This is a genomic window from Segatella copri DSM 18205 (assembly GCF_025151535.1).
In the GTDB taxonomy this organism is placed as follows: Bacteria; Bacteroidota; Bacteroidia; order Bacteroidales; family Bacteroidaceae; genus Prevotella; species Prevotella copri.
On sequence record NZ_CP102288.1, the window covers coordinates 1,141,511 to 1,164,608 of the forward strand.

16 protein-coding genes are annotated in these 23,098 nt (G+C 42.3%); 13 read left to right on the top strand and 3 right to left on the bottom strand.

Annotated features, from left to right (window positions below; genetic code table 11):
- Positions 1–461 precede the first annotated feature (461 nt).
- The 13 genes from NQ544_RS04680 (at position 462) to NQ544_RS04740 (ending at position 22,391) form a co-directional block, all read left to right on the top strand.
- Positions 462–692, top strand: a complete 231-nt coding sequence (locus NQ544_RS04680) for a helix-turn-helix transcriptional regulator (protein ID WP_006846518.1) — start codon at positions 462–464, stop codon at positions 690–692.
- A gap of 19 nt (positions 693–711) precedes the next feature.
- Positions 712–1,746 (top strand): helix-turn-helix transcriptional regulator, encoded by a 1,035-nt coding sequence (locus tag NQ544_RS04685; RefSeq protein WP_006846517.1) that lies wholly within the window; start codon positions 712–714, stop codon positions 1,744–1,746.
- A gap of 25 nt (positions 1,747–1,771) precedes the next feature.
- Positions 1,772–2,920 carry a hypothetical protein gene (locus tag NQ544_RS04690; protein WP_006846516.1) on the top strand — a complete coding sequence of 383 codons (1,149 nt, stop codon included), beginning with the start codon at positions 1,772–1,774 and terminating at the stop codon, positions 2,918–2,920.
- A gap of 7 nt (positions 2,921–2,927) precedes the next feature.
- Positions 2,928–6,875, top strand: coding sequence for an Eco57I restriction-modification methylase domain-containing protein (locus tag NQ544_RS04695; protein WP_006846515.1), 3,948 nt, complete (start codon positions 2,928–2,930; stop codon positions 6,873–6,875).
- 77 nt (positions 6,876–6,952) lie between these two features.
- The gene (locus NQ544_RS04700; RefSeq protein WP_040552518.1) at positions 6,953–7,396 is read left to right on the top strand and encodes a DUF6078 family protein; all 444 of its coding nucleotides are present in this window, start codon (positions 6,953–6,955) and stop codon (positions 7,394–7,396) included.
- A gap of 159 nt (positions 7,397–7,555) precedes the next feature.
- Positions 7,556–8,602 (top strand): Fic family protein, encoded by a 1,047-nt coding sequence (locus tag NQ544_RS04705; protein ID WP_006846513.1) that lies wholly within the window; start codon positions 7,556–7,558, stop codon positions 8,600–8,602.
- Positions 8,599–9,354 carry an HNH endonuclease gene (locus NQ544_RS04710; protein ID WP_006846512.1) on the top strand — a complete coding sequence of 252 codons (756 nt, stop codon included), beginning with the start codon at positions 8,599–8,601 and terminating at the stop codon, positions 9,352–9,354. The genes NQ544_RS04705 and NQ544_RS04710 overlap by 4 nt, the downstream gene beginning before the upstream one ends.
- Positions 9,339–11,921 carry a hypothetical protein gene (locus NQ544_RS04715; protein WP_006846511.1) on the top strand — a complete coding sequence of 861 codons (2,583 nt, stop codon included), beginning with the start codon at positions 9,339–9,341 and terminating at the stop codon, positions 11,919–11,921. Before NQ544_RS04710 ends, NQ544_RS04715 begins: the two co-directional genes overlap by 16 nt.
- A gap of 20 nt (positions 11,922–11,941) precedes the next feature.
- Positions 11,942–18,340 (top strand): DEAD/DEAH box helicase, encoded by a 6,399-nt coding sequence (locus tag NQ544_RS04720; RefSeq protein ID WP_006846510.1) that lies wholly within the window; start codon positions 11,942–11,944, stop codon positions 18,338–18,340.
- Positions 18,337–20,349 carry an McrB family protein gene (locus NQ544_RS04725; RefSeq protein WP_006846509.1) on the top strand — a complete coding sequence of 671 codons (2,013 nt, stop codon included), beginning with the start codon at positions 18,337–18,339 and terminating at the stop codon, positions 20,347–20,349. Before NQ544_RS04720 ends, NQ544_RS04725 begins: the two co-directional genes overlap by 4 nt.
- Complete coding sequence (locus NQ544_RS04730) at positions 20,339–21,667, top strand: McrC family protein (RefSeq protein ID WP_006846508.1); 1,329 nt, start codon at positions 20,339–20,341, stop codon at positions 21,665–21,667. The genes NQ544_RS04725 and NQ544_RS04730 overlap by 11 nt, the downstream gene beginning before the upstream one ends.
- Before the next feature lie 146 nt (positions 21,668–21,813).
- Entirely contained in the window at positions 21,814–21,981 is a 168-nt protein-coding gene (locus NQ544_RS04735) for a hypothetical protein (protein WP_153134089.1), read from the top strand.
- A gap of 11 nt (positions 21,982–21,992) precedes the next feature.
- Positions 21,993–22,391: a lipocalin-like domain-containing protein gene (locus tag NQ544_RS04740; RefSeq protein WP_040552515.1), complete on the top strand. Its 399-nt coding sequence runs from the start codon at positions 21,993–21,995 to the stop codon at positions 22,389–22,391.
- A 13-nt stretch (positions 22,392–22,404) separates the two neighbouring features.
- Here the strand turns inward: NQ544_RS04740 and NQ544_RS04745 are convergent, their stop codons facing one another.
- The 3 genes from NQ544_RS04745 to NQ544_RS04755 are packed head-to-tail and all read right to left on the bottom strand — an operon-like array spanning position 22,405 to position 23,096.
- Entirely contained in the window at positions 22,405–22,551 is a 147-nt protein-coding gene (locus NQ544_RS04745; RefSeq protein WP_228023738.1) for a M23 family metallopeptidase, read from the bottom strand.
- The gene (locus NQ544_RS04750; protein ID WP_228023751.1) at positions 22,511–22,774 is read right to left on the bottom strand and encodes a M23 family metallopeptidase; all 264 of its coding nucleotides are present in this window, start codon (positions 22,772–22,774) and stop codon (positions 22,511–22,513) included. Before NQ544_RS04750 ends, NQ544_RS04745 begins: the two co-directional genes overlap by 41 nt.
- Positions 22,749–23,096: a hypothetical protein gene (locus tag NQ544_RS04755; RefSeq protein WP_006846505.1), complete on the bottom strand. Its 348-nt coding sequence runs from the start codon at positions 23,094–23,096 to the stop codon at positions 22,749–22,751. The genes NQ544_RS04750 and NQ544_RS04755 overlap by 26 nt, the downstream gene beginning before the upstream one ends.
- Between the last annotated feature and the right edge of the window lie 2 nt (positions 23,097–23,098).

Below are 23,098 nucleotides of genomic sequence, written 5' to 3' on the forward strand. Positions count from 1 at the left end.
AGAGCTCATTTTAGGCTTCTTTTTGCTATTTAACTTTCAGATTGATAGTGCTCTGACTTTTTCAAGTGGTCTCTTAATTCAAGTTTCGCAAGCACAGAAGTTAAAGGAGTTAAAGGAGTTAAGACAACAGTCTTTTTGACGTAGTTTTTTAAGCAGCAAGACATACGTCTTAACTCCTTAACTCCTTAACTCCTTTAACTTCCTTAACTCCTTAGCTTCCTTAACTCCTTTAACTTCCTGATATGCGAAACTTCAGATACATATATAATAAGGTATGGTAATAAAGAATCTCGAAAACAAAATCAAGTTGGTGAAGATCATCTGCTCACTCTTTTTTTTCCGAATAACATGACGAAAACATCAATTTATTTGCTTTAGGAGTGTTATTTTTATGAAAAATGTCTGTTTTTCGAAGAAAAAACCTTATTTTTGCATATTGAATAATATAAAAATCAAGAAATATGGAGAAACAACCTCTAAATCGGATTAAGGTGATGCTTGCAGAACGCATGCTAACCAATAAGCAACTGGCTGAGATGCTCGGTAAGGATCCTGCAACAATATCAAAGTGGGTCACCAATACATCACAACCAACTTTAGAGAATTTGATTGAGATAGCTCGCTGTCTCAAATGCGATATGAACGACCTTGTCAGACTGGACGATGTCGTTACTATAAAAACAGATAAATGAACTAATTAAGAAAGACTCTATGCCAACAAACAAGAATGCGCAACTGCGCTACCGGATACTGGACAGATGCTTTAGCGATTTTCATAGAACATATAGTATTGAGGACCTCATGGACACGGTTAATGAGTCCCTCATGGATCTCTATGGCTCCCAGGTCAGCATCCGTCAGATACGTGAAGACATCAAGTATATGAGAGATAGAGTCACCTACAATGCCCCTATCGAAACATATCCCTTCGATGGGAGGAAAAGTTACTACCGTTATTCAGACCCAAGCTTCTCCATCTTTAATAATGAGTTGACAGCCGAAGAAGTAAAGTCTCTTCGCTCCACTATCGACATACTAAGCCGTTTCCGTGGTGTGCCGAGTAATGCATGGTTGGAAGATGTTATCTCAAATCTCGAATTCCGTTTTGGTGTCAAGCCCAATACAGAGAATATCGTGTCATTTGACCACAATGATCTGCTGAAGGGAACAGAATTCTTGGGAGAACTGATAGAGTCCGCATTGAATCATCAGCCTTTGAATTTGCTCTATCGCACTTTTGCTGGCAATGAACGAACTGCCATCCTCCATCCTTACCATATCAAGCAATTCAATAACCGCTGGTTCCTCATCGGATTGCAGGAAGGAAGTCATGGCAATTACATCACCAATAAAGCCCTTGACCGTATCGTGAAGTTTTCACGTGCCAATGTGCCGTTTATTCCCAATACGGATATAGACTTCAATGAGTATTTCAAGGACATCGTTGGAGTAACATTACCCGAAGACCATCCAGTTGCAGAGGAAGTGCTGTTGAAATTTGATGAAGCCCGTTTCCCTTACGTGGTGAATAAACCCATCCATCCTTCACAGGAGGTTGACGACGAAGAACAGCGAATTATTAAACTCACGGTTCGTCCCAACAAGGAACTTGAAGCACGCATCTTTTCATACGGAAATCAGGTAGAAGTACTCAAACCTGAGTGGTTGAGGCGGCAAATTGCTGAGAAAATTGAGAACTTATTGAAAAAATATTCAACAGTGCAGAAAGACTGCAACATAGAATAATAATTTTGCAATTAAATTATAAACAATGATAAATGACGCAGACATAAGTGAGAACCAACTCCTCTACAGCTACGGAGAGAAGGTCTGTATGAATCTTCTGAAAGATCATACCACCCAGCAGAATATCTACTGGGCAACAGATTCGTATGCTGACTACGGAGAGGATTTTACTTTCTTTGCACCTATCACGCTCGACAAGATTACATCCTATGCCTCAAAAGAAGGCAAGGTGATTACGAAGGAGCAATATAATGAGTTGGTCAAAAAGAATCCTGAGGAGAAAGACAATTACCAGGAGATTATCCGACCACGTGCCGTAAAGTCGAAAGAAGAACAGACGCAGCGTGCTAAGGATAAGGCTGAGGTGTTTACTCCTGCATGGATTTGTAATGCACAGAACAATCTCATTGATGAAGCATGGTTCGGCAGAAAAGAAGGACTCTTCAATTCGCCCGACCCTGAAAACCCTCAGAAGTGGATTAACAATGAGGAGAAAATTGAGTTTCCTGAAGGTAAGACCTGGAAAGACTACGTGGCAGATACCCGTTTGGAAATTACCTGCGGCGAAGCACCATACCTCTGTAACAGATATGATGCCGTTACCGGTGAGTATAACGAGAATGTGAAATATCGCATAGGAATGCTCGACCGTAAACTCAGAATCGTTTCCGAGAATACGAAGGATTCCAAGGATTGGATTCTTTGGGCTAAGATTGCCCTCCGTGCAACATACGGTTTCGAATGGCAAGGCGATAACCTCCTACTTGCCAGAGAAGCTCTCTTCTTTACATTTGAAGAACATTATATCGCTCGGTTTGGTGAAAAGAAGTTCAACCAGAACAAGATGCGCATGATGCCAGGTGCTGCTTACATCATCTCCTGGAACGTGTGGCAGATGAATGGACTCTCCTATGGTCTTCCTGGCTATGAGCCTTACATCGAAGAAAAGAAGCAGGACCAGGATTCTGGACCTTCTCTTTTTGACGGCATGGATGGCTGGGACGAACCAGCTAAGGCTTATAAGCCAAAGCCACAAGAGCGGTTCTGTCTTATCAAAGACTTCCTCAAAGGCATCAACCTTCAGAAGGCAACGCTGAGTAATACAGACTTTCACGACAAGTCGGCTATCAAACAGACCTTCGAGTCGTTAGTAAACAAGAATAATAATCAATAACATCATTATGGCAACGTATTCAACCCTTGAAGAAATAAAGACCGGCACGCAGGATGACCTGTTTGCCGATGACCTTATCACTCTTCGATCTGAGCAAAGGGACGCAATCGATCAAGCGAAGGAGCGTTTCTGTAAAAGAAGTGGAAGACGCGGTGAATACCAGTATGAAGTTCTTCCTGAATATCGCCAGTTCCTCTGGAATGCCAAGATGCGTTTCGGCAAGACCATCTGTGCCATGCAGCTTATGCGTGAACTGGATGTCAAGCGCACCCTTATCATCACCCACCGTCCTGTAGTAGGAGAAAGTTGGCTGAAAGCCTTCAAACAGGTTGTGGGCAGCAAAAGTTCTGAACCTAAGGTGAAAGGCAACAGCGATATTCATAAAACCTATGGCTTCGGTATGCGTTCGGACGATGAGAGTGAGACTGTAGGTAACTACTATGATTTAGAAAAGTTTGTCGAGACTCCAGGCAATCACTATGCCTTCTTTGTCTCCATGCAATATATTCGTCTCTCTGAACTTGTCAACAGCAAGACACAGGCAAAAAATGCAGGTAAGGAACTGGGCAATGGAAACTCCACATCCAAGGAGAACGAGATGCTGAAAGCAGACATTCTGAAAACCGACTGGGATTTGATCATTATTGACGAGGCTCACGAGGGAACACTTACCTCATTGGGCAAAGGTGTCATCCAGGACTTCTTGAAGAAAGAGAAGACCAAGATGCTCTATCTATCTGGTACTCCTTTCAATCTCTATGAGGATTTCAAAGAGGATGAAATCTACACCTGGGACTATATTGCCGAGCAAACTGCCAAGCATAACTGGAACCTGGAACATCCCAACGAGAAGAATCCATACGCCGAACTGCCGAAGATGAATATCTTTACCTACGATATTACCAAGAATATTGATAATATCCTGGACCAGACAGGTGTATTCTCGTTCCCTGAGTTCTTCCGTACCTGGACAGGTAATCCTAAAGCCGACAATGCATCTATGCCAGAGGGTGCTAAAGGCCGTTTTGTACATGAGCCGGAAGTATCTGAGTTTTTGTATTTACTCTGCAAGAAAGATGCTGAGAATAATTTTCCATTCTCTACCAATGAATATCGCCAGATGTTCCGCCATACTCTTTGGGTAGTTTCTCATGTCAACGAAGCGGCTGCTTTGGAGCAACTGCTGAAAGAACACAAGATTTTCCGTCACTTCGATGTTGTGAATGTAGCAGGTAGAAGCGAAACTGACGAGCAGAATGAGAATGCGCTCGATAAGGTACTTAAGGCGATTGGCGACAATCCAGAGAAGACTTCTACTATTACCATATCCTGTGGCCGTCTGACTACAGGCGTTACTGTAGCGCCTTGGACTGCCGTGTTCTATCTGAAAGGTGGCGACCGTGCTGCCACTTACATGCAGACCATCTTCCGTGTGCAGTCTCCCTACAAGACTCATGAAGGTAAGATCAAGAAAGAATGTTATGTATTCGACTTTGCGCCCGACCGCACCTTGAAGATTGTGGCAGAAACAGCCAAGTTCTCTTCTATGGCAACAGCCAAGGAAAAGAAAAAACAAGAAGGTGATGAAGAGAAGACGCAGGAAATGCGTGACAAGGAGACTGTTCGTGAATTTATCGAACTTTGTCCTGTCCTCTCCATGGATGGAGGCAAGATGAGCGCAATGGATGTCAACGACATCTACAAGCAGTTGGAAAATGTGTTTATCGACCGACTGGTACGCAAGGGCTTTGACGACCCATGCCTCTACAACCAGGATGAGTTGAACAAGGTGAATCCAGAAATCATTAATCATATTGGTGAAAATGGTGGCAAGGCTCCTGACGAGAAGCGCAAGGATGCAAGCAAATCTGTAGACCTCAGTCACATGACTCCGGAGGAACGTGCCGAATGGGAGGAAAACAAGAGACAAAAGATTGCTGAAGCCAAGAAGAAAGCAGAAGAAAAGCTGAAGAAAGACGAGGAGTTTAAGGCAAAATGGGAAGCCATGTCTGATGAAGAACGTGAGGATTGGCTGAAGGAAGAAGCTGAGCGTATTGCCCGACGTGAGAAGGCAAAGGAGGAACGTGAGGAGTTTAAAAAGCGCATGACCAATATTCGTGGCATTGCACTTCGTATTCCGTTGCTGATGTATGGTGGTGCTGATGCCGGCGACCCTAAGGATGAACTGACTGTTGAAAACTTCACCCGAAAGATTAAGGATGAGTCATGGACCGAGTTTATGCCGGAGGGAATCTCGAAAGAAGATTTCAACAAGATTCGTAAGTGCTTCAATGCTACCCGTTTCGAGGAAGCGGGTAAGAAATATCGTGCCCTTACCCGTGAGGCTGACTTTATGCATATAGATGAACGCATCCGTCAGATTACGGAGATTTTCTCTTATTTCCGCAATCCTGATAAAGAGACGGTGCTTACTCCTTGGCGTGTAGTGAATATGCACATGAGTGACACGATTGGTGGTTGGTGCTGGTACGATGAAAGTTTTGACGAAAAGACCGGAATGCTTGACACACCTCGTTATGTTGACCAGGGCGATGTAACCCGTCAACTCTTTGACAATGTTGACCTTGCAGGAGAAGTTCAGACAAAGATATTGGAGATCAATTCAAAGACTGGTCTCTACCCTCTTTATGTCACCTACTCTCTTTTCCGTCGCCGCTTGGATGAATACATCAAAGCGGAATGCATCGACAAGGAGACAGTCAGCGTGCAAGAAGAACAAGTGGTTTGGGATGATATTGTAAAGGATAACATGTATGTTATCTGCAATACTCCTATGGCTGTGGGCATCACTCGCCGCACCCTCTTTGGCTTCCGCCAGGTTGACCAGAAAGCGAATATCAAAAACGTACTATTAATCGAACGTGCTTCTAAAGACCAGGAAGGACTCGTAAAAGAACTGAAGTCTGTTGGTTTCTGGAAGGGCAATTCAAGTAAGCAAGAAATGAAATTTAATGCTGTGGTGGGAAATCCACCGTATCAGATTAAGGATGGTGGAGCAGGAGCATCTGCCAAACCTATATATAACCAGTTTGTTGATTTAGCAAAAGCAATCAAACCCAATTATATGTCGATGATTATGCCTGCAAAATGGTATACTGATGGCAAAGGGTTAGGCTCGTTCAGAGATGCTATGCTGAATGACAAGCAGATTTCGAAGCTTGTTGACTTCACCGATTCAAGAGACTGTTTCGATAATGTTGATATTGCAGGTGGAGTTTGCTATTTCTTTTGGGTACATAACAGAAATGGTTTATGTGAATTTGTAAGCAGACATAGAGGAAAATTTAAGTCTTCTATGAGGGATTTAGCTGCTGATGATTCTTTCATCAGACATCTTGAGGCTGTTGATATTGTTGATAAAGTAAAGCATTTAGCAGCAAATTACTATAATGAACGAGTAAGTACACGTAAGCCGTTTGGATTATCGACCAATGTAATTCCTATGGATTCAGGTGATGTTGTTCTAAAAACAAATTCAGGGAAAGGTTATTATCTGTCTGCATTGATTGAGAAAGGTAAGGAAATGATTCCTCAGTGGAAAATTACAATTTCATATTTAACAGCTGAACATGCTGGACAAACAGACAAGCAAGGTCGTAAAAAAATTCTTTCTTCTCTTGATATGTTAATACCAAATGAGATTTGTACAGAGACTTATCTTGTTGTAGATGCTTTTGACACAGAATTGGAGGCTAAAGCATTACAGTCTTATCTTAAGACTTGTTTTGTTCGTTTTCTAATTTCCCTTCTTGCATCCACTCAGCACCTTTCTAAAGAAAAGTTTGCATACGTCCCTCTCCAAGACTTTACATCAAACAGCGACATCGACTGGAGTCAGAGCATCGCGGACATCGACCGCCAGTTATATGCCAAATATGGCTTGTCGGACGATGAGATAGCCTTCATAGAGAAAATGATCAAGCCAATGGAATAGTCGCATTCATCCCGAACGAATCCCGAAGGCATCCCGAACAAATCTAAAATAACAACAATATCAAAACCAAACATATTATGTCAAAACCAAAGAAAGAATATACGGCTTTACCGATAAACTATCCTGTATGCGAGCATAGTAGCTGCTCTATGGCAGCTACCTGCTTACATCAGGTAGCCTACTCCATGATGATGGAGCAGAATGAAGAGTATCTGCGTCTGATCAATCCCACCAGATGCAGCAAGGACGAGGCTTGTACATACTATCGGGATAAAAAGCCGGTGATATTCGCCAGAGGATTCACCAACTTCCAAAAGCGGATGTACCCACAGCAGTATGACAAGTTCATGACTACCCTCATCCTCCACTTCGGACGTAACCAATATTTCAAGCGCAGGCGTGGTGACATTCTTCTTCCACCTGAGGAGCAAGAAGTGATAAAACTGATGCTTGAAAAGGTAGGAGCAGACTCCAAAATGGACTTCGACAAATACGAGGAACACATCAATTGGAGTGCCTGATTCATGCCTTCAAAATACCTTCTCTGTACCACATAAGTGTTACTACGGTGTCAGTTACTTGATACTCCAGTACCACCTAAGATAAACTCCAGTACCAGTTAAGCAGTACTAAAAGCGGTACTGAGTAAGGATATACATTAACATCAAATCAAGTACGCAATGAAACAAGAGATAAAAGACATCATGCTAAAATTGCTCAAACGCCATAAGGAGTTGGGCATAACCGATCAGATAGACTACGAAAAGTTCTACCTGTATTCTATCATTACTCATAGTACAGCCATAGAAGGTAGTACTGTGACTGAGGTGGAAGCTCAGCTGCTTTTCGACGAAGGCATTACTGCAAAAGGAAAGCCTTTGATAGAACAATTGATGAACCTCGATTTGAAGGCTGCCTACGATTATGGTCGCATTTGGATCAAGCAACATGAGGACATCACCATAGAATCTCTTGTAACTCTTGCGTCTAAAGTAATGGCACGTACAGGCGGCGAATACTATTCATTAGGTGGTAGCTTTGATGCTTCGAAAGGAGAACTTCGTAAACTAAATGTTACAGCAGGAGCTGGCGGCAGGTCGTATATGAACTGGATGAAGGTACCCATGAAACTGAAAGATTTTTGTGAAGAACTTAATAAACGTCGCAAAGCTATAGATACAACTGATGAATTGTCTATATATGAACTGAGTTTCTGGGCGCACTACGAACTTGTAACCATCCATCCATGGGCAGATGGAAATGGGAGGACAAGCCGCTTGCTTATGAACCTTCTGCAAATGGAATATGATGTATTGCCAACAAAGGTATATAAGGAAGATAAAGCTGAATACATCCAAGCTCTCATTGACACCAGGGAAGCTGAGGACACAGACATCTTCATCAACTGTATGGCAAAACTTCATTGCGAACATCTACAGCAAGATATCGACCATTTCCTTATATCGACATCAGAGAAAATGGTCGATAAAACAGAAATTCTGCAAGAAATGGTCGATAAATGGTCGATAAAGCCAACTCTGGCAGGGAAATTGGCCGATATTATAGTTTTCATGGCCGACAAAGAAGAAATCAGAACCGAGCAGCTTGTTACTCAATTGGGTTTGACAGAAACCACAGCTAAACGCTATTTAAGACAACTGACAGATTTCGGTTACCTGGAAGCTCATGGAGGCAATAGAAACAAGTCATATACAAAGAAGGTATGAGCAAGAAAAGTATGATACCAACACCAGCATCCATCCGCAAGGCTTACGTGGAAGAATATCTGAAACGCAGAACGGATGCAGAGGAGTTTGCCCGATTCACAGAATCGGAATTGGCAGACTTCATCCGAAAGCATGAGTCGCCAAACTTTGAAAGCATCTATACACAGCTCGACCATAACTACTACGACCGGGTACGCCATGATATGGCTATAGACGGACAGATGAGAACAGAAGACAATGCTGCTGACAACAGGTATTCTTTACATCTGAAAACATGGTCAGGGTTCCTGGAATCAAAAGCATTCCGCAATCTCTTCAAAACAAAGATTGCCATAGAGGATTTGTCATCTGATGCGGAACCATCAGCACCTTCTACTCCATCTTTCCGGGAAGAAACCGAAGGCGAACGGAAGCATATTCTGAAAGAGACGGATGTGATAAGGCGCAATCCACAGCTCCGCCAGATGTGCCTTGACAAGTATGGCTATCAATGTCAATGCTGCGGAATGGATTTTGAGGAAACATACGGCAAAGAACTGGGTGTCAACTTCATGGAAGTGCATCATATAAGGATGATCTCTACTTACGAGACCGATGGAGTACCCGAGAACTTCCTGGAGAATCTGGTACCGCTATGCAGCAACTGCCACAGTATGATTCATCATATCAAGGATTCGGAACATCCGTTAAGGGATTTGCGTGAAGCATACCGAGGCATCAAGAAAGAAATTAAAATATGGAAACAAGACTAAGCAAGAAGCTTGCAGACAAAATAGCATCCCTGGACATCAGCCATCCATACGTTTGGAAACTGAGATTGTCGGAGGCAGATTTCAATGAACTTGAAGTCTGCCTAAGCGCTATTGTGTCTGATTGTGGAGTAGCAGCGTTGGCAAAGCCTGAAAATGCCACATCAACCATTGTCTATATGGCAGAATGGTATAAACGCAAATACCAAAGTGCCAACAGGAACCAACTGATAGAGAATCTGGATCTTGAAACACTCTGGACCAACTCAGGCATCAGCAAGAAACGCTATCTGTATCAGGATGATAGCGGACAGAAGCGATGGCTCTACTCCATCTATGTGCTTGGTGGTCTTGCCATACAGCATGAGCTGAACCGTCATGACAAGATGCAGTTCCTGAAGGGACTATGCCGTATCTATCATGGCGAGAACTATACCTTGGAAAATCTGGATGAAGCATCAAGAGCTGCTGCTTTCAGAGAGAGCATCAAGCGCCAGCACTCCCTTTATGAATACATGAAGGAGATTCTGAACGGAGAAATGCCCTTCCATGAAGACGATCTGAAGGATGCAGCATCTGACGTGAACCGATTTGTGGCAACCATCAAGGCTGCCAACGATGAGATATTGAAGGTGAAATTCCGTTTCGAATGGCAAGTAATATTCTCGCCAGACTATACCTATATGTCACGCCGCCTCAACCTTTGGCTGAAGCCAGAGGAGGTAGGTGGAGGTTTGCACCAGTATCTTCGTTATGATCGTGTGCATCTCTGGGGTGTGCCAAACCCGGAGAAGCAATTACACCTATTTATATATATAAGGTTCAAAAGAGGCGATGAGGTGATAGAACCATCGACCATGGAAAATCCTATCATCACCTATCTGAACCACAGCGTGAACGACTTCGTTGCCTTTGGCGTAGAAAAAGGAGTACAGATTAAAAACATCCCTACATCACGATTTGATAAGATTGAAATCGTGGTGAAGGATGATGATGGTAATGAATATCTGGCTCAAACACAAAATACAACAGAATACATCCAACTCTGGCGACAGGGAGACTATGGGGAAACATGGTCTTCTACCCAGAACACTCAGAAGGAAACGGCTCTTCTGTTTTCAAACTGCTGCAAACTGAAGGATGAGACCATTGCCGAAAATGTGTATCGCAAGCGATTCCGTGATCAGAAGTTTGGTACAACCGAGACATGGAACTGGATTTACATCTATGATTGCGTCAGTTTCCTGGATGAACAAGGAAAAGAAATCAACCTGTATAACCGCATAGGCTATGACCAGGTAACCACAAGACTTTATACCGACATCATTAGATATGTGGGTGGCGGAAAGGTGAAACATTATTATATAGACGACCCAGACATCAGCGATGAATATGAGGTAGATGAACTGCCCCTGATATTTGGATGGGAAGATGTTATCGTTCGCCACTTTGCCACCAAGGATGATATTCTCCATGCTCAGCCAGAGGAGGAAACCGAGGCTGAAATGATAGAATACAAGCAAGAAAACGGCAGATATACAGAATGGACAAAGATGGATGAACCTCCGTATGGTGAGGTGACATTAAGAGTAACAGTAAAAGGAAAGCCGCTATTGTTTACCGTATTTTATCTGCCAAGATTGGAGATTGAATCGCCTATCAAGCGAGACTTCGAGTCAACGCTCATCAAATACAAGAATGTTGATGGAACAGAGGCAGAACTTCAAGATGAAATACCGATGGATGGAAATCCCCTCTCCCCTACACTACCTGTCAGGTACGGAAAAGGTAAAAGCTACTATGAAGTAGATGTCTATCGACCAACTCTATTGAAAGAGGTTATGCTTGACGGCAAGATTATCGAGTATCTGAATGATGAGGAAAAACTCAATCTTCCTTACATCTTCAAAGACAGGGTTCAGCTGAATGACTTCAGCGAGAAAGGTTATCAGGCATACGAATGCAGGAATCTGCGTAGTATTTATTCGCAGGACTTCATCAATATCTCCGGTAATCCATCAGTAGGTGAAGCTGCCTTAAATGCCTGGCGAAGTGACAATCATTATGTAGGAAAGCTGCTCGATGCTATGGCGCCAGAAAGCCTGGTAGTATGTTTCGGTAATGACCAGGAGCACAGTTCATGGAATGGTGAACAAGCTCTATACTGGAACTATGACGAGCAGACTGAACCTGAGCCTATCAATCCGGATGAAGATGCAGACTCAAAGAGTACGGGGGTGATATTTCAAGACATCTGTACGACAGAAAATCTGCAATGCAACCTGGGAATGGATATCGACAATGATCCATGGGCATGGGACGACATCACGGAATCCATCCTGAAGTGTTTCGAAGTGGCAAATCATTATGGAACATACTTCTTCCTGATGAAGCCATTGAGAGATATGGATATGGACAAGGACAAGATCGTGTCGGAAATATATGAGCCTTTACTCGAAAAGAGAAACGGCACATTAACGCCAGAAGACAAACAAGGACTGCTCCGCTTTGCCGAAGAGTCTGGATTTGACTGGCAAGAGTTTAATATACACATAGATAACGAAATATAGACAAGAAATATAACAAGATTATGAACTTCTCTGAACTATATAACAACAATAGAACAGCGGTGGAAAGAGCCCTCGTTGCGATGTGGTGCGGTGAGTCGAACAACGACAGTCAGCGCTCATACATCAAGCAGATGAAGACTCTTATCGGCAATCTATTTGCGCCTGAGAATGCCGTGCCTGTAGTTCAATGCATGAACTCATATATCCCAGTTGCGCCTGAGAAAGCTGAGGAAGCCAAGGCTTTGGTGGGCAAACTGTGGAACTTTAAATATTCTCCATACGAGCACCAGTATAAATGCTGGGATGTATTGCTCAGACAAAGAACGGCAGACGATAAGCCAAAATCGGTTGTCGTGACTACGGGTACTGGTTCTGGTAAGACGGAGTGCTTTATGATGCCATTGATTCATGACCTCTCACAAAATGCACTGCCAAATGAAATACAGGCTCTCTTTCTCTATCCTCTCAACGCCTTGATGGAAGACCAGAAGGAGCGTTTGGAAGAACTTCTGACGGTTGCAGAATCATCTACAGGCACTCGCCTGACCTATACAGTATATAATGGTGACTTACCAGAAATGGAACCCAAGAATACGGACAAGTCAGATGATGCAGAGAAAATGCGCCGTCGCATAGAGCATGTGACAGGAGGCAAATATGAATGGGTAAAGAAAGATCCAGACGGGCAAGGACATTACGAGCTGAAGGACTCGAAATATCCTCACATGATCTATACCCGTAAGGATGTTCGCAACAACCCTCCTCATATTGTATTGACCAACCCAACCATGCTGGAATACATCTTGCTGAGAGGAGCCGATGCAAAGTTGATTGTTGCTGGAAAGCATAGTCTTCGCTGGGTTGCTATCGACGAGACCCACTCTTATACTGGAGCTGGAGCAGCTGAACTTGCGATGCTTCTTCGTCGTGTACTTCTCGCCTTCAAAGTGAATGCACAGAATGTGCGTTTTGCAACATCATCTGCTACCTTCGGAAATGGTGAGGACAAAGAGAAGGATGAAAGAGAACTGAAAGAGTTTATTGCCGGTATCACTGGCGTGAGAGCTGACCAGGTGGAAGCTATTGGAGGTAAGCGTATCGGAGAAAAAGAAATTCCGAAGGGTGAAGACGAAGATCGTTGGAGAAAAATTTTCAAGGCTGACTATATCTCTCTGGATGAACTATATCCAGAGAAAGCTTCTATCAGCCAGAAACTCCAGTGGCTCGACGAGATGTGCCAGCGAGAAGAAGACCGCTGCAAGGCAGAGGGGCTTAAGATGCCTGTATGCAAATTGAAGGTACACTACTTCTATCGTGTCCCTAACAACGGACTCTTTGTCCGATTGAATGAGTTTGCTGATGGTTCTTTCAAAATATATACAGAAAACGCCATCGGAAAGAAGATTGGTGAAGATGCTCTGTCATTGACTCCTATCGAGGAAGCTCCACTGCTGGAACTCAGCCGATGTAAGCATTGTGGCGAGTATGTAGCACTGGCTTCTGTCAATACTGAGGATTGGACTTATGAGGCCATCGCAACTGATGATAGCGATATGTTCGACCTCGACATGGCAGAAAATAATGACAACTCAACGAAGAAGTATGCCATCTTCGGACTCTCTAATGAAAAGAACATGAAGGGAGACGGTAACGTGAAATTCCGTTTGGTTCCTGGAGGCAAACTGCAACCATTGGCACCTGCCGATGAAAAAGAAACGGGAAACTGGCATGTTGTTGGCAACATCCAGGGATGCTGTCCTTACTGCAATGCCAAACAGACCAAGAACCACAATACAGACCAGGATGTGGAAGGTGATGCAAACGGGAATATGGAAGACAACCGTCTGCAGAAGTTCCGTCTCTCAGCCGACTTCATCTCACGCATGATGGCTCCAAGCATCCTTGACCAGTTGGATAAAGGCGATTCAAAGACAGGCGGCATCGTACTTCATGACGGACAGCAATATATCAGTTTTGTAGATAGCCGTCAGGCTGCAGCAAAGGCAACCTTGAAACAGAATCTGGAACAGGAACGTATGTGGTTCAACAGTACCATATACCATGAACTGTGTCGCAGGAAGGCAAATGGACTGACCAAAGAGGCTGCTATGGCACAAATCTTAGCTGCAGTTCAAGCAGATCCTATGTCTATGATGAAATATACACCAATGATGGCTAATCTCCAGTCGCCTGACCCTAAGGTGGTTCAGAAGCAGCTGGACGAGATGTCGTGCAAGTATATGACCTGGTCAGAGATAGTAGAACTTCTGAAAAATGATCCATACTGTCCGGTATTTGCATCCGTATTCGTGAAGCGTTCGGGTGATAGCGATGAGGTGGAAGACGGACTTCCATCAGATGAAATCATTGACAAGTATATCCAGAGTATTATGGTGATGTATCTGGCACATCGTCCTGCATCTGCAGCATCTCCGGAAACTTTGGGTCTGTTTGAGACATGTTATCCTCAACTGGAGAAAATCAAGTTGCCAAAGGCTGTAGAAGACTTCAATGATTTGCTGGACAACCCAGTTAACCAGATTACAGAAGAGGACTGGAGAAACCTGATGCAGGTTTATCTCGACTATACGGTACGAAGCAACCAGTCTTTCTATCTTCGCATTCCTGGAAATGACAAGATTGACATCTTCTCTACGGTACGTTTTGCTACAGAGAAGCCTCGCCGTCGTCCATTTAACAAACCTAAACTGGAAGAAGGCAAGGTATCAACAGCCCGTATTGTGCGTTATCTCTGTGCGCTGATAGCCCGTGATGACAACACATTGACCATGAACGATGCTCAGCGTCAGTATTTCCATGAGATTTCTGCCGTAATAGATTCTCTTTGGGAAACTCTGACTGGCGATGAGTATAAGATATTGCAGGTGGGTCAGCGTCTGGATGATACAGGACACTTTGTCAATGAAAAAGACAATGCGCCTCGTTTCAATCTGAATGACCTCTGCTTCAAGCTCTATGATGACGTTTATCTCTGCGATACAAAAGCAGACGGTAACCGCCATGCAGTCTGCCTGCGCCCTATCGGAAACAATTTCAAGCGTTTCTCTCCATATTTGGAAGGTACTACACCTGTAGAATTACGTGAGGATTTGCATGAGCAATGGGAGGCTTTCCCATACTATAAGGGTTCAGCAAAGGAAGGAGACAAAAAGACTATAGAATCCTGGGCTAAGACGCATAGAGCCTTACTTTGGAACAATAACATTTGGGGAACAGACGGTGTATTCTCTGATCGTCTGGAGGATATTCATGCCTTCCCAAATCTTTTTGTACAACAGGAACATACCGCTCAAGTTGATAAGAGTGTGGCTCGTGGATTGCAGTCGAAGTTCAAGGATCATACCATCAATATCCTTGCCTGCTCTACAACTATGGAGATGGGTGTGGACTTGGGTAACCTGGAGGTAGTATTGCTGTCGAGTGTTCCTCCTCTGCCTGCCAACTATAAGCAGCGTGCAGGTCGAAGCGGACGTAACAACAAGGTTCGCAGTGCCTGTATAACTCTTTGTGGTTCAGACGTGATAGGTCTCAGAACTTTGAGCAATCCTATAGACAAGATTATCAGTCGACCAGTAAGAGTACCATCTGTAGATTTGAAGAGTCCACAGGTGATTCAGCGTCATGTAAACTCATTCCTTGTTCGTGCCTTTGGCGTGTTTACCGAAGGTGCCAATGGTGGACGCCTGACACAAAAGGTAGCAGACTATTATACCCCATTTGAAGTGAAGGTAATCAACGGCAAGATTGAGTTTGTGAAGGACAATTCAAGTAATGCGGACCCTAACGACCTGCTTGGCGATCCAAAGGGAACAATGTATGAGAAATTCAACATTCTATGTTCCAAGCAACTTGAACCAGAGGTACGTGAGGACCTGATGAAACTTTTGAGTGGTACGGTTTATGATGATCAAATCAATCAGGTGGTCAAGAATGCGCAGGAAATCAACGAGCGTTGCTACTCTGAACTGCGCAACAAACTGATAGACTACAAGACTGCATTTTCGGGAGGTGGTCCTATCACGGACAAATTCCGCATCAAGCTGAAAATGCAGTATATAGAGGTGTTGTATAAGCGATTGTTGAACTTCTGGGCAACCAGTCGTTTCACTCCGAATGCCAATATGCCGGTCAACGTGCTCACGCTCGATTTGAACAGCAATGGCAAGAAGGACTTTTTTACTCCTATGACATCATCCAATCCATCCTACTCATTGCGTGATGCCATCGCCCAGTATGCGCCAGGCAACAGCGTGGCAGTGGATGGTGTTGTATATATCGTTCGTGGTATAGAAATCACCAACATGTATGATGACAACCACAAAACATACAAGACCATCTATCGAAACAGCGACAAGACGGTGATCAATGATTCTACGCTCAGTAATCAGATTAAATGGACTGTGAATGATAACTATGGGCTGGAACTGATTCAGCCAGTTGGTTTCATGCCTGATATGAATGAGGACAAGACCCGAATTATGGACAGTAATGTCTATACACGAGTTAGTGCTCAGCTGATTGATGCTGATGACTGGGCAAACAATGTGACGGAACCTCATCTTTTCTCTGTTCGCCCTAATAGTGACTCTGGCAATGCCAAGATACTCTATTACAATGAAGGTAAGGGATATGGATATTGCTTCTGTCCTAAGTGTGGACGTACAGTATTGGAGGAAGATGTAGCAGACAAGGATGAACCATTGAAGTTCCCGTATGAGTTTAACAATATAACGCCTGAAAAGAAGGAAGGAAAGCCAGAGAAGCCAAAATACCATTTCGCCATCACCGGTAAGGAAATGCGCAAAGCTTGCTGTTGCTCACATGATGCCTCAAAGGTGAAGCGCAATGTGATTATTGGCGACACAATACAAACCGACTATAGCGAGATTCGTATTCGCCATAAGGGAAAGAACAAATGGATGTCTAACCGTGATGAGGAGGAGAACCTGCTCTTTACATTGGGTATAGCCTTCACTCAGACCTTGGTGGACATTCTGGGCAAAGAACGTGGAGCCGTTGACTTCGCCATCATGCCAAACGGTCATCTCTGTATCTTCGACTGTAATCCAGGAGGAGCTGGCTATGCTAACCAAATGGCTAACATTCAGGTAATGAAGGATGTCATCAAGGCTACGAAGAAACTCCTGATGGAAGCTCGTGAGAAGAAATCAAAGGATATGCTCCTCGACAAGTTTACACTCAGATATGCCAAGTTCGTTGATGTAGATGCAGCTTTGGCTTGGATAGAAGAAGAGGAAGAGGTGGGTGATACCGTTCCTCAAAATATCAAGGATGCATTCCCTGGTACTTCTCCATCACAGACCACATTATATGATTTAGAGAAGGCCTTTGCAGCATCTCATCAAGAACTGGTTCTGTTTGCTGACAATGACTATACCGAATGGGATTATGAGGATAGAGAAAACGGATGGCAGCCACAGTTCATGAATCGTTTTGTGATAAAGAGCCAGACTACGACTTTCTGTCTGATGGAATCGGAACAGACAGCAATAGTGGAACCAGTTGTGGCAATGTGCCGTGAGATAAAAGCATGGGCAAAAGGGAGCGATGTCAAAAAGATGAAGAATCCTTGGGCAAGCAAGTGCCTCTACCCTATTGCTTACATTGACGGCAGCCTTTACTTCATGAGCAGCAAGGAACATGCACAACTGAATGCACAATGGGGCAACGACACTATGTTCTTTGTTCGCACGGATAATCCTATTGCTTCTGCGAAGTCTATGGACTTGTCTTATAAACCATCGGCTATGCTGCTGAAACTGGCTGGTGATGAGTTCAAGGAGATTCATACCTATCAGTTGGGTGAAATTCTCCAGACAAAATCGAATGGTCTCATTGATGAGTTCATTTCCTATGCTAAGCAGAACGGTGGCAATTTGAAGATTAGCTATCAGGACGAACATCTGAAGAGTATCATGGGTATGATGATTACCATACAGACTGTCTGGCACATAGTGAAACAGATTGGTTCAAACTTCGACATCGAGTTTAAGGTTGAAGCCTACAGAGATGACAAGGGCAATGCCAACAAGATATGCACCAACATGCCATCTTCTGAAGTGCGTGACAAATGGTTGACGAACTTCACAAATGCATGGATAGATGACCTCAAATATGATCAGAACATAGAAGGTCATTTACTCCCTGTCGTTTCCGTTCCTAAGCGTACTCTCACCCATTGGCGAGTATTGTCAATAACTTGTGGTAACAAGAAGCTCTCTATCTATCCAGATGGAGGTTTCATCAACGAGTGGAACATTGCCCGTCAGCCAAATGGCGAACGATTCGAAGTAGAGACAATAACCTACGACACAAAGATTTATCTCTATCGTAATAAGGATATTAAATTTGATATAGCAATAGAAGATACGAAATGAATTTAAGAGATATAGTCACATTATTCAAGAATCACCAAATCCAATATGGGCTAAATGGTGATTCTGAAAACCAAATGCAAGAATTATATAAATGGGAATTGGTGTCCAAACAAAATGGACACCCAGACCCTAATGCTGTAGATTTTTCTAAAGAGATTAATTCACTGGAATTTAAGAATCTATGTTTTAGTTCACAGATTACCGCAATTAGAAATTTTGTGAAATATGAACCAGAAGAGTATAGAAAACTCTTTAGAGCACTATTTGATGAAAATATCCTTCTACAAGAAAGAATAGAAAACTTTACTGAAAGCTGCAAAACATTATGGGATGACAAGATCAAAGCAAAGTTTACCAATCATACGAGTGCAATGTGTGATGAGCGACTTATCAGTTGTTTCCTGACATTCCATAATCCTCAGAAATATACTTTTTATAAAAATGATGTATATAAGAATTTATGTAAGCTTTTAGGGGTTAAGCCACGAAAGGCAGGTCTAAAGCTTGTTCATTTTTACGAATTACTGGATCAATACGTTATTCCAGAGATTGAGAAAGAGAATGAATTGATTTTGTCCATCAATGACGAAATAAAGAATAATGGATGTATTAAAAGTATGCCACTTACAGCCCAAACGGTATTGTGGTACTATAATAGGGCATTATTAAAAAATACAGATACTGACAAGGAAGATAATGAAAATGATCTTGTTGAAACAAAAATAGACAGCACTATGATGTATCAAAAATATATTGACTTGCTTAAAGAAAGCAAGAACTTAGTTCTGACTGGTGCTCCTGGTACCGGTAAGACCTTTATGGCACAGGCCATAGCAAAAGAAATGGGATGTGGTAAGTACGAAATGTGCTTTGTGCAATTTCATCCCTCTTACGACTATACTGATTTTGTAGAAGGTCTAAGACCTATCATGATGTCTGAAGGACAGATGGGATTTGAGCGTAAAGATGGAATTTTCAAAGAGTTTTGCAAAAAAGCTATCAAGAATTTGGAGGACAGCAAAAAAACTCTCACTGAGTTATCGGAAGAAAAATCACTGAATGATAAATATAATACAGTTATTGATAAAATTAATAATGGTGATTTGAATGAATTTAAGCTCAAAACAAACGGAAAATCCATGGAAGTGGTTAAGGTTACAGACTTTAATAACATAGAACTGAAAACTCCTGGAACTAGTAGTAATCGTACTTATACCGTTTCTTTTGACAGATTGGCAAAACTTGCAAAAGTATTTACTACAACAGAGTCTTTGAACAATATTTCAAACATTAGCGATGCTGTAAGGGATGCTATTGGAGGTTGTCATGCTTCAGCTTACTGGGCTGTACTTAAAGAAGTGTACAAACAAAAGAACATTTCAACATTAACAGCAAGTAACGTAGTCAAAAAAGATTTTGTTTTCATCATTGATGAAATCAATCGTGGAGAGGCTTCAAAAATATTTGGTGAACTATTCTATGCCATTGACCCTGGTTATAGAGGCAAGAAAGATATTCGAGTAAAGACTCAATATCAGAACCTTGTCCCTGAAACAGATGTATTTGCAGAAGGATTTTATATTCCTGAGAACGTATTCATTCTTGGTACAATGAATGATATAGACCGTAGCATCGAGAGCATGGACTTTGCTATGCGTCGCAGATTTACTTGGAAGGAAATAAAGCCAGAAGATACACAATCTATGCTCGACAAACTCGAATGTGCCACTAAGGCAAAGAATGTTATGGTAAGATTGAATAATGAGATATCCAAGATTGAAGGGCTTGGACCTGCCTACCAGGTTGGACCATCATACTTCTTAAAGTTGGGTGATAATGGTGGAAACTTTGAAAAGCTGTGGAATATGAATATCGAACCATTGCTTCGAGAATATATCCGTGGTTTCCGCAAATCAGAAGAAATCATGGAGAAGTTGAGAAATGCTTACTTCGATACCAAAGAAAGCAACTCAAATATTAATGATAACGAATTTGTCGATGAGAATTAACTTAACAGATAATAATATTGGACAGGTGGAAGCTGGGACATTTCTTCGTAAAGATGTCTCAGCTTTATTCCCTATTGCCGACAAGACAATAGCTCAATTATGTCATGAAAATGAGAATCTGCTAATATTTCCCTATAGTATAGAGGATTCTGACGATAAAGTCGGTGATGCTTCTGTTATGACCATTCTAAATACAAGTGACTCTGAAAAGGTACGTATTACCACAGGAAATGTGATGGGTTTTATCGGTGTAGGAAACCTGCAGATAAAAATTAAATCCCGTTTTGACGAAGGACGCGATGACTATCTCTTACATTACATGCTTCAAAAGGTCTTTTCATTCAATCTCTTTGACCTTAATCACAACAACGAAAAAGAGGATGTATTTGACTTTATTATGTTTATGTTCCCTCACTTGCTAAGGAACGCAATGCGCCAGGGCATATACAGAGAGTATCAGAACTTCAAACATAACGATGCCAAATTAAAAGGTACTATTGACTGGGGTCGCCATATTGCCCAAAACATTCCGTTTGCAGGAAATGTGGCATACTCCACTCGTGAATATACCTATGACAATGACATGACGGAGTTAATCCGTCATACAATTGAGTTTATGAAGTCAAAGAGACATGGTCAATCCGTATTAGGTTTAGATCAGGAAACTATAGATAATGTAAAATCTATAATTTCACTAACTCCTTCATATAACAAAAATGAGCGAAGTGCAATTATTGGTAAGAACCTAAGACATAAGAGTCATCCTTACTATACGGAATACCAGCCCCTGCAATGCCTTTGCTTACAAATTCTAAGAATGGAAGAAGTAAAGTACGGAGAAACTGATGAGGAGATTTGCGGTATTCTGTTTGATGGAGCTTGGCTTTGGGAAGAGTATCTGAATACGATTCTACAAAAAGAGGGATTCAAGCATCCAGAAAACAAGAAACATAAAGGCGGCATCTATTTGTTTGAAGATCATAGTGGAATCCGTTATCCAGATTTCTATAAAGATGATATTGTTCTCGATGCAAAATACAAGAAGCTTGAAAGTTATGAAAAGGTTTCAAAAGTTAATCGTGATGACCTTCATCAGTTAATCACATACATCACTAACTTACAGGCCTCAAAAGGAGTTTTTATAGCTCCTTTGTCTGAGAGACAGCAGAAAATTCCAAAATCACGGTTGAAGGACTCATCTGCTGCTCTATATATTTTGGGTATTGAAATTTGCAAAATGTCCACATCTTATGCGGACTTTTGCGAAACGATGAAAGCCCAAGAAGCATTCTTTGTAGATACATTAAGACAATTATAATAGGTCAAATAACATATTAAAGCAGGAAGAAACAGTTCTTTCTGCTTTTTTTTCTATCATTCTTGCACATTCTTTTGATTGTGCAGATAGACTGCACAATCAATTCATACCTTTGCAGCAGAAGTTAAACATTAATAGGAAAAGGTATGGGACTATTCGATTTCTTATTTTCAAGCCACAATAGTGGTTATTGCGATCGTGATGAGTATGAAGGCATCGAGAATGATGAGTGCTATGACGATAATTGCGGTTGGCAGTTACCTTCATCGTCAGGATTATCAAAACAAAACATAGAAAAAGTATTATTAATTTAAAAAGTAACATTATGAAAAAGTATTTATTTTTCCTTCTTACCCTCGTGGTAGCATCTTTTGCATTCATATCATGCAGCAGTGATGACGATTCAGACAATGGAGACTATGATAAGTCTATGATTGTAGGAACCTGGGAGATGACTGCAGTAAAGACATCTGAGTCTGGCACTTATGTTGACTGGCCTTTCAGAAAGACTTACGCCACATTCAATGCTGACGGTTCTTATTACGGCTCCGGATATTTCGGAACTGGTCGTGGAACATGGTCTTTGAAAGGAAACACACTAAACACATATGTTGAGGGTGAACTATTTGCTTCTTATACCATCATTACTGCGACATCTACAGTTTCTGAGATGAAAATGTCTATAGGTGACGAAGCTATTTGGGTAAAATGCCAGAAGCAATGATGCTAATCAAGCACTACTTTGTAATGCTTTGAACATACTTCAGAAGGATGACAGGGTCAAACACCTTGCCATCCTTTTTTGTTGTCAGGTGCAGATGAGGGCCAGTTGACATTCCGGAACTACCAGATACCCCAAGCACCTCTCCTGCATTGACAAACATCCCCTTTGAAATCCAAGAAAGCAGAAAGATGGCAATAACTGATGGTATAGGCAGCAGTTCTGACTGTGACATACTTACCTGAGCGATTGTCATGGCCAACGCCAGGCACTTCCCCAGGAAACATAGAAAACACTTGCTCGTAATGAGCTGCCAAATCCACGCCATTGTGCATGATGGTCTTGTGCTTCACCGGGTGATTACGCATTCCAAACCTTGATCCCATATGCCTTCTTCCCAAAGGCTACCATTTCCTCATAGAAATCTGCACGAAGACGTTCTGCCTTAAGTTGCTTCTTTAACTCTGCTACCTCCTTGACCAAATCTTTGTAGTCATCGGGAGTAATTTCTTTACCTTGTTTACTCATCTTTTCTGCCAATTCTGGATTTTCGGCTTCAAAGGTACGAATTTTACGCCAAACTGTAGAGCGACCTATACACAATTTAACTGAAATCTCTTGTTGTGTTAGGTGCTCAAGAGTGTACAGACGGTACACTTCTTTGGTAAGTTCGACATCTTTCAGTGTTGCTTCTAATGATTCTTTCATGT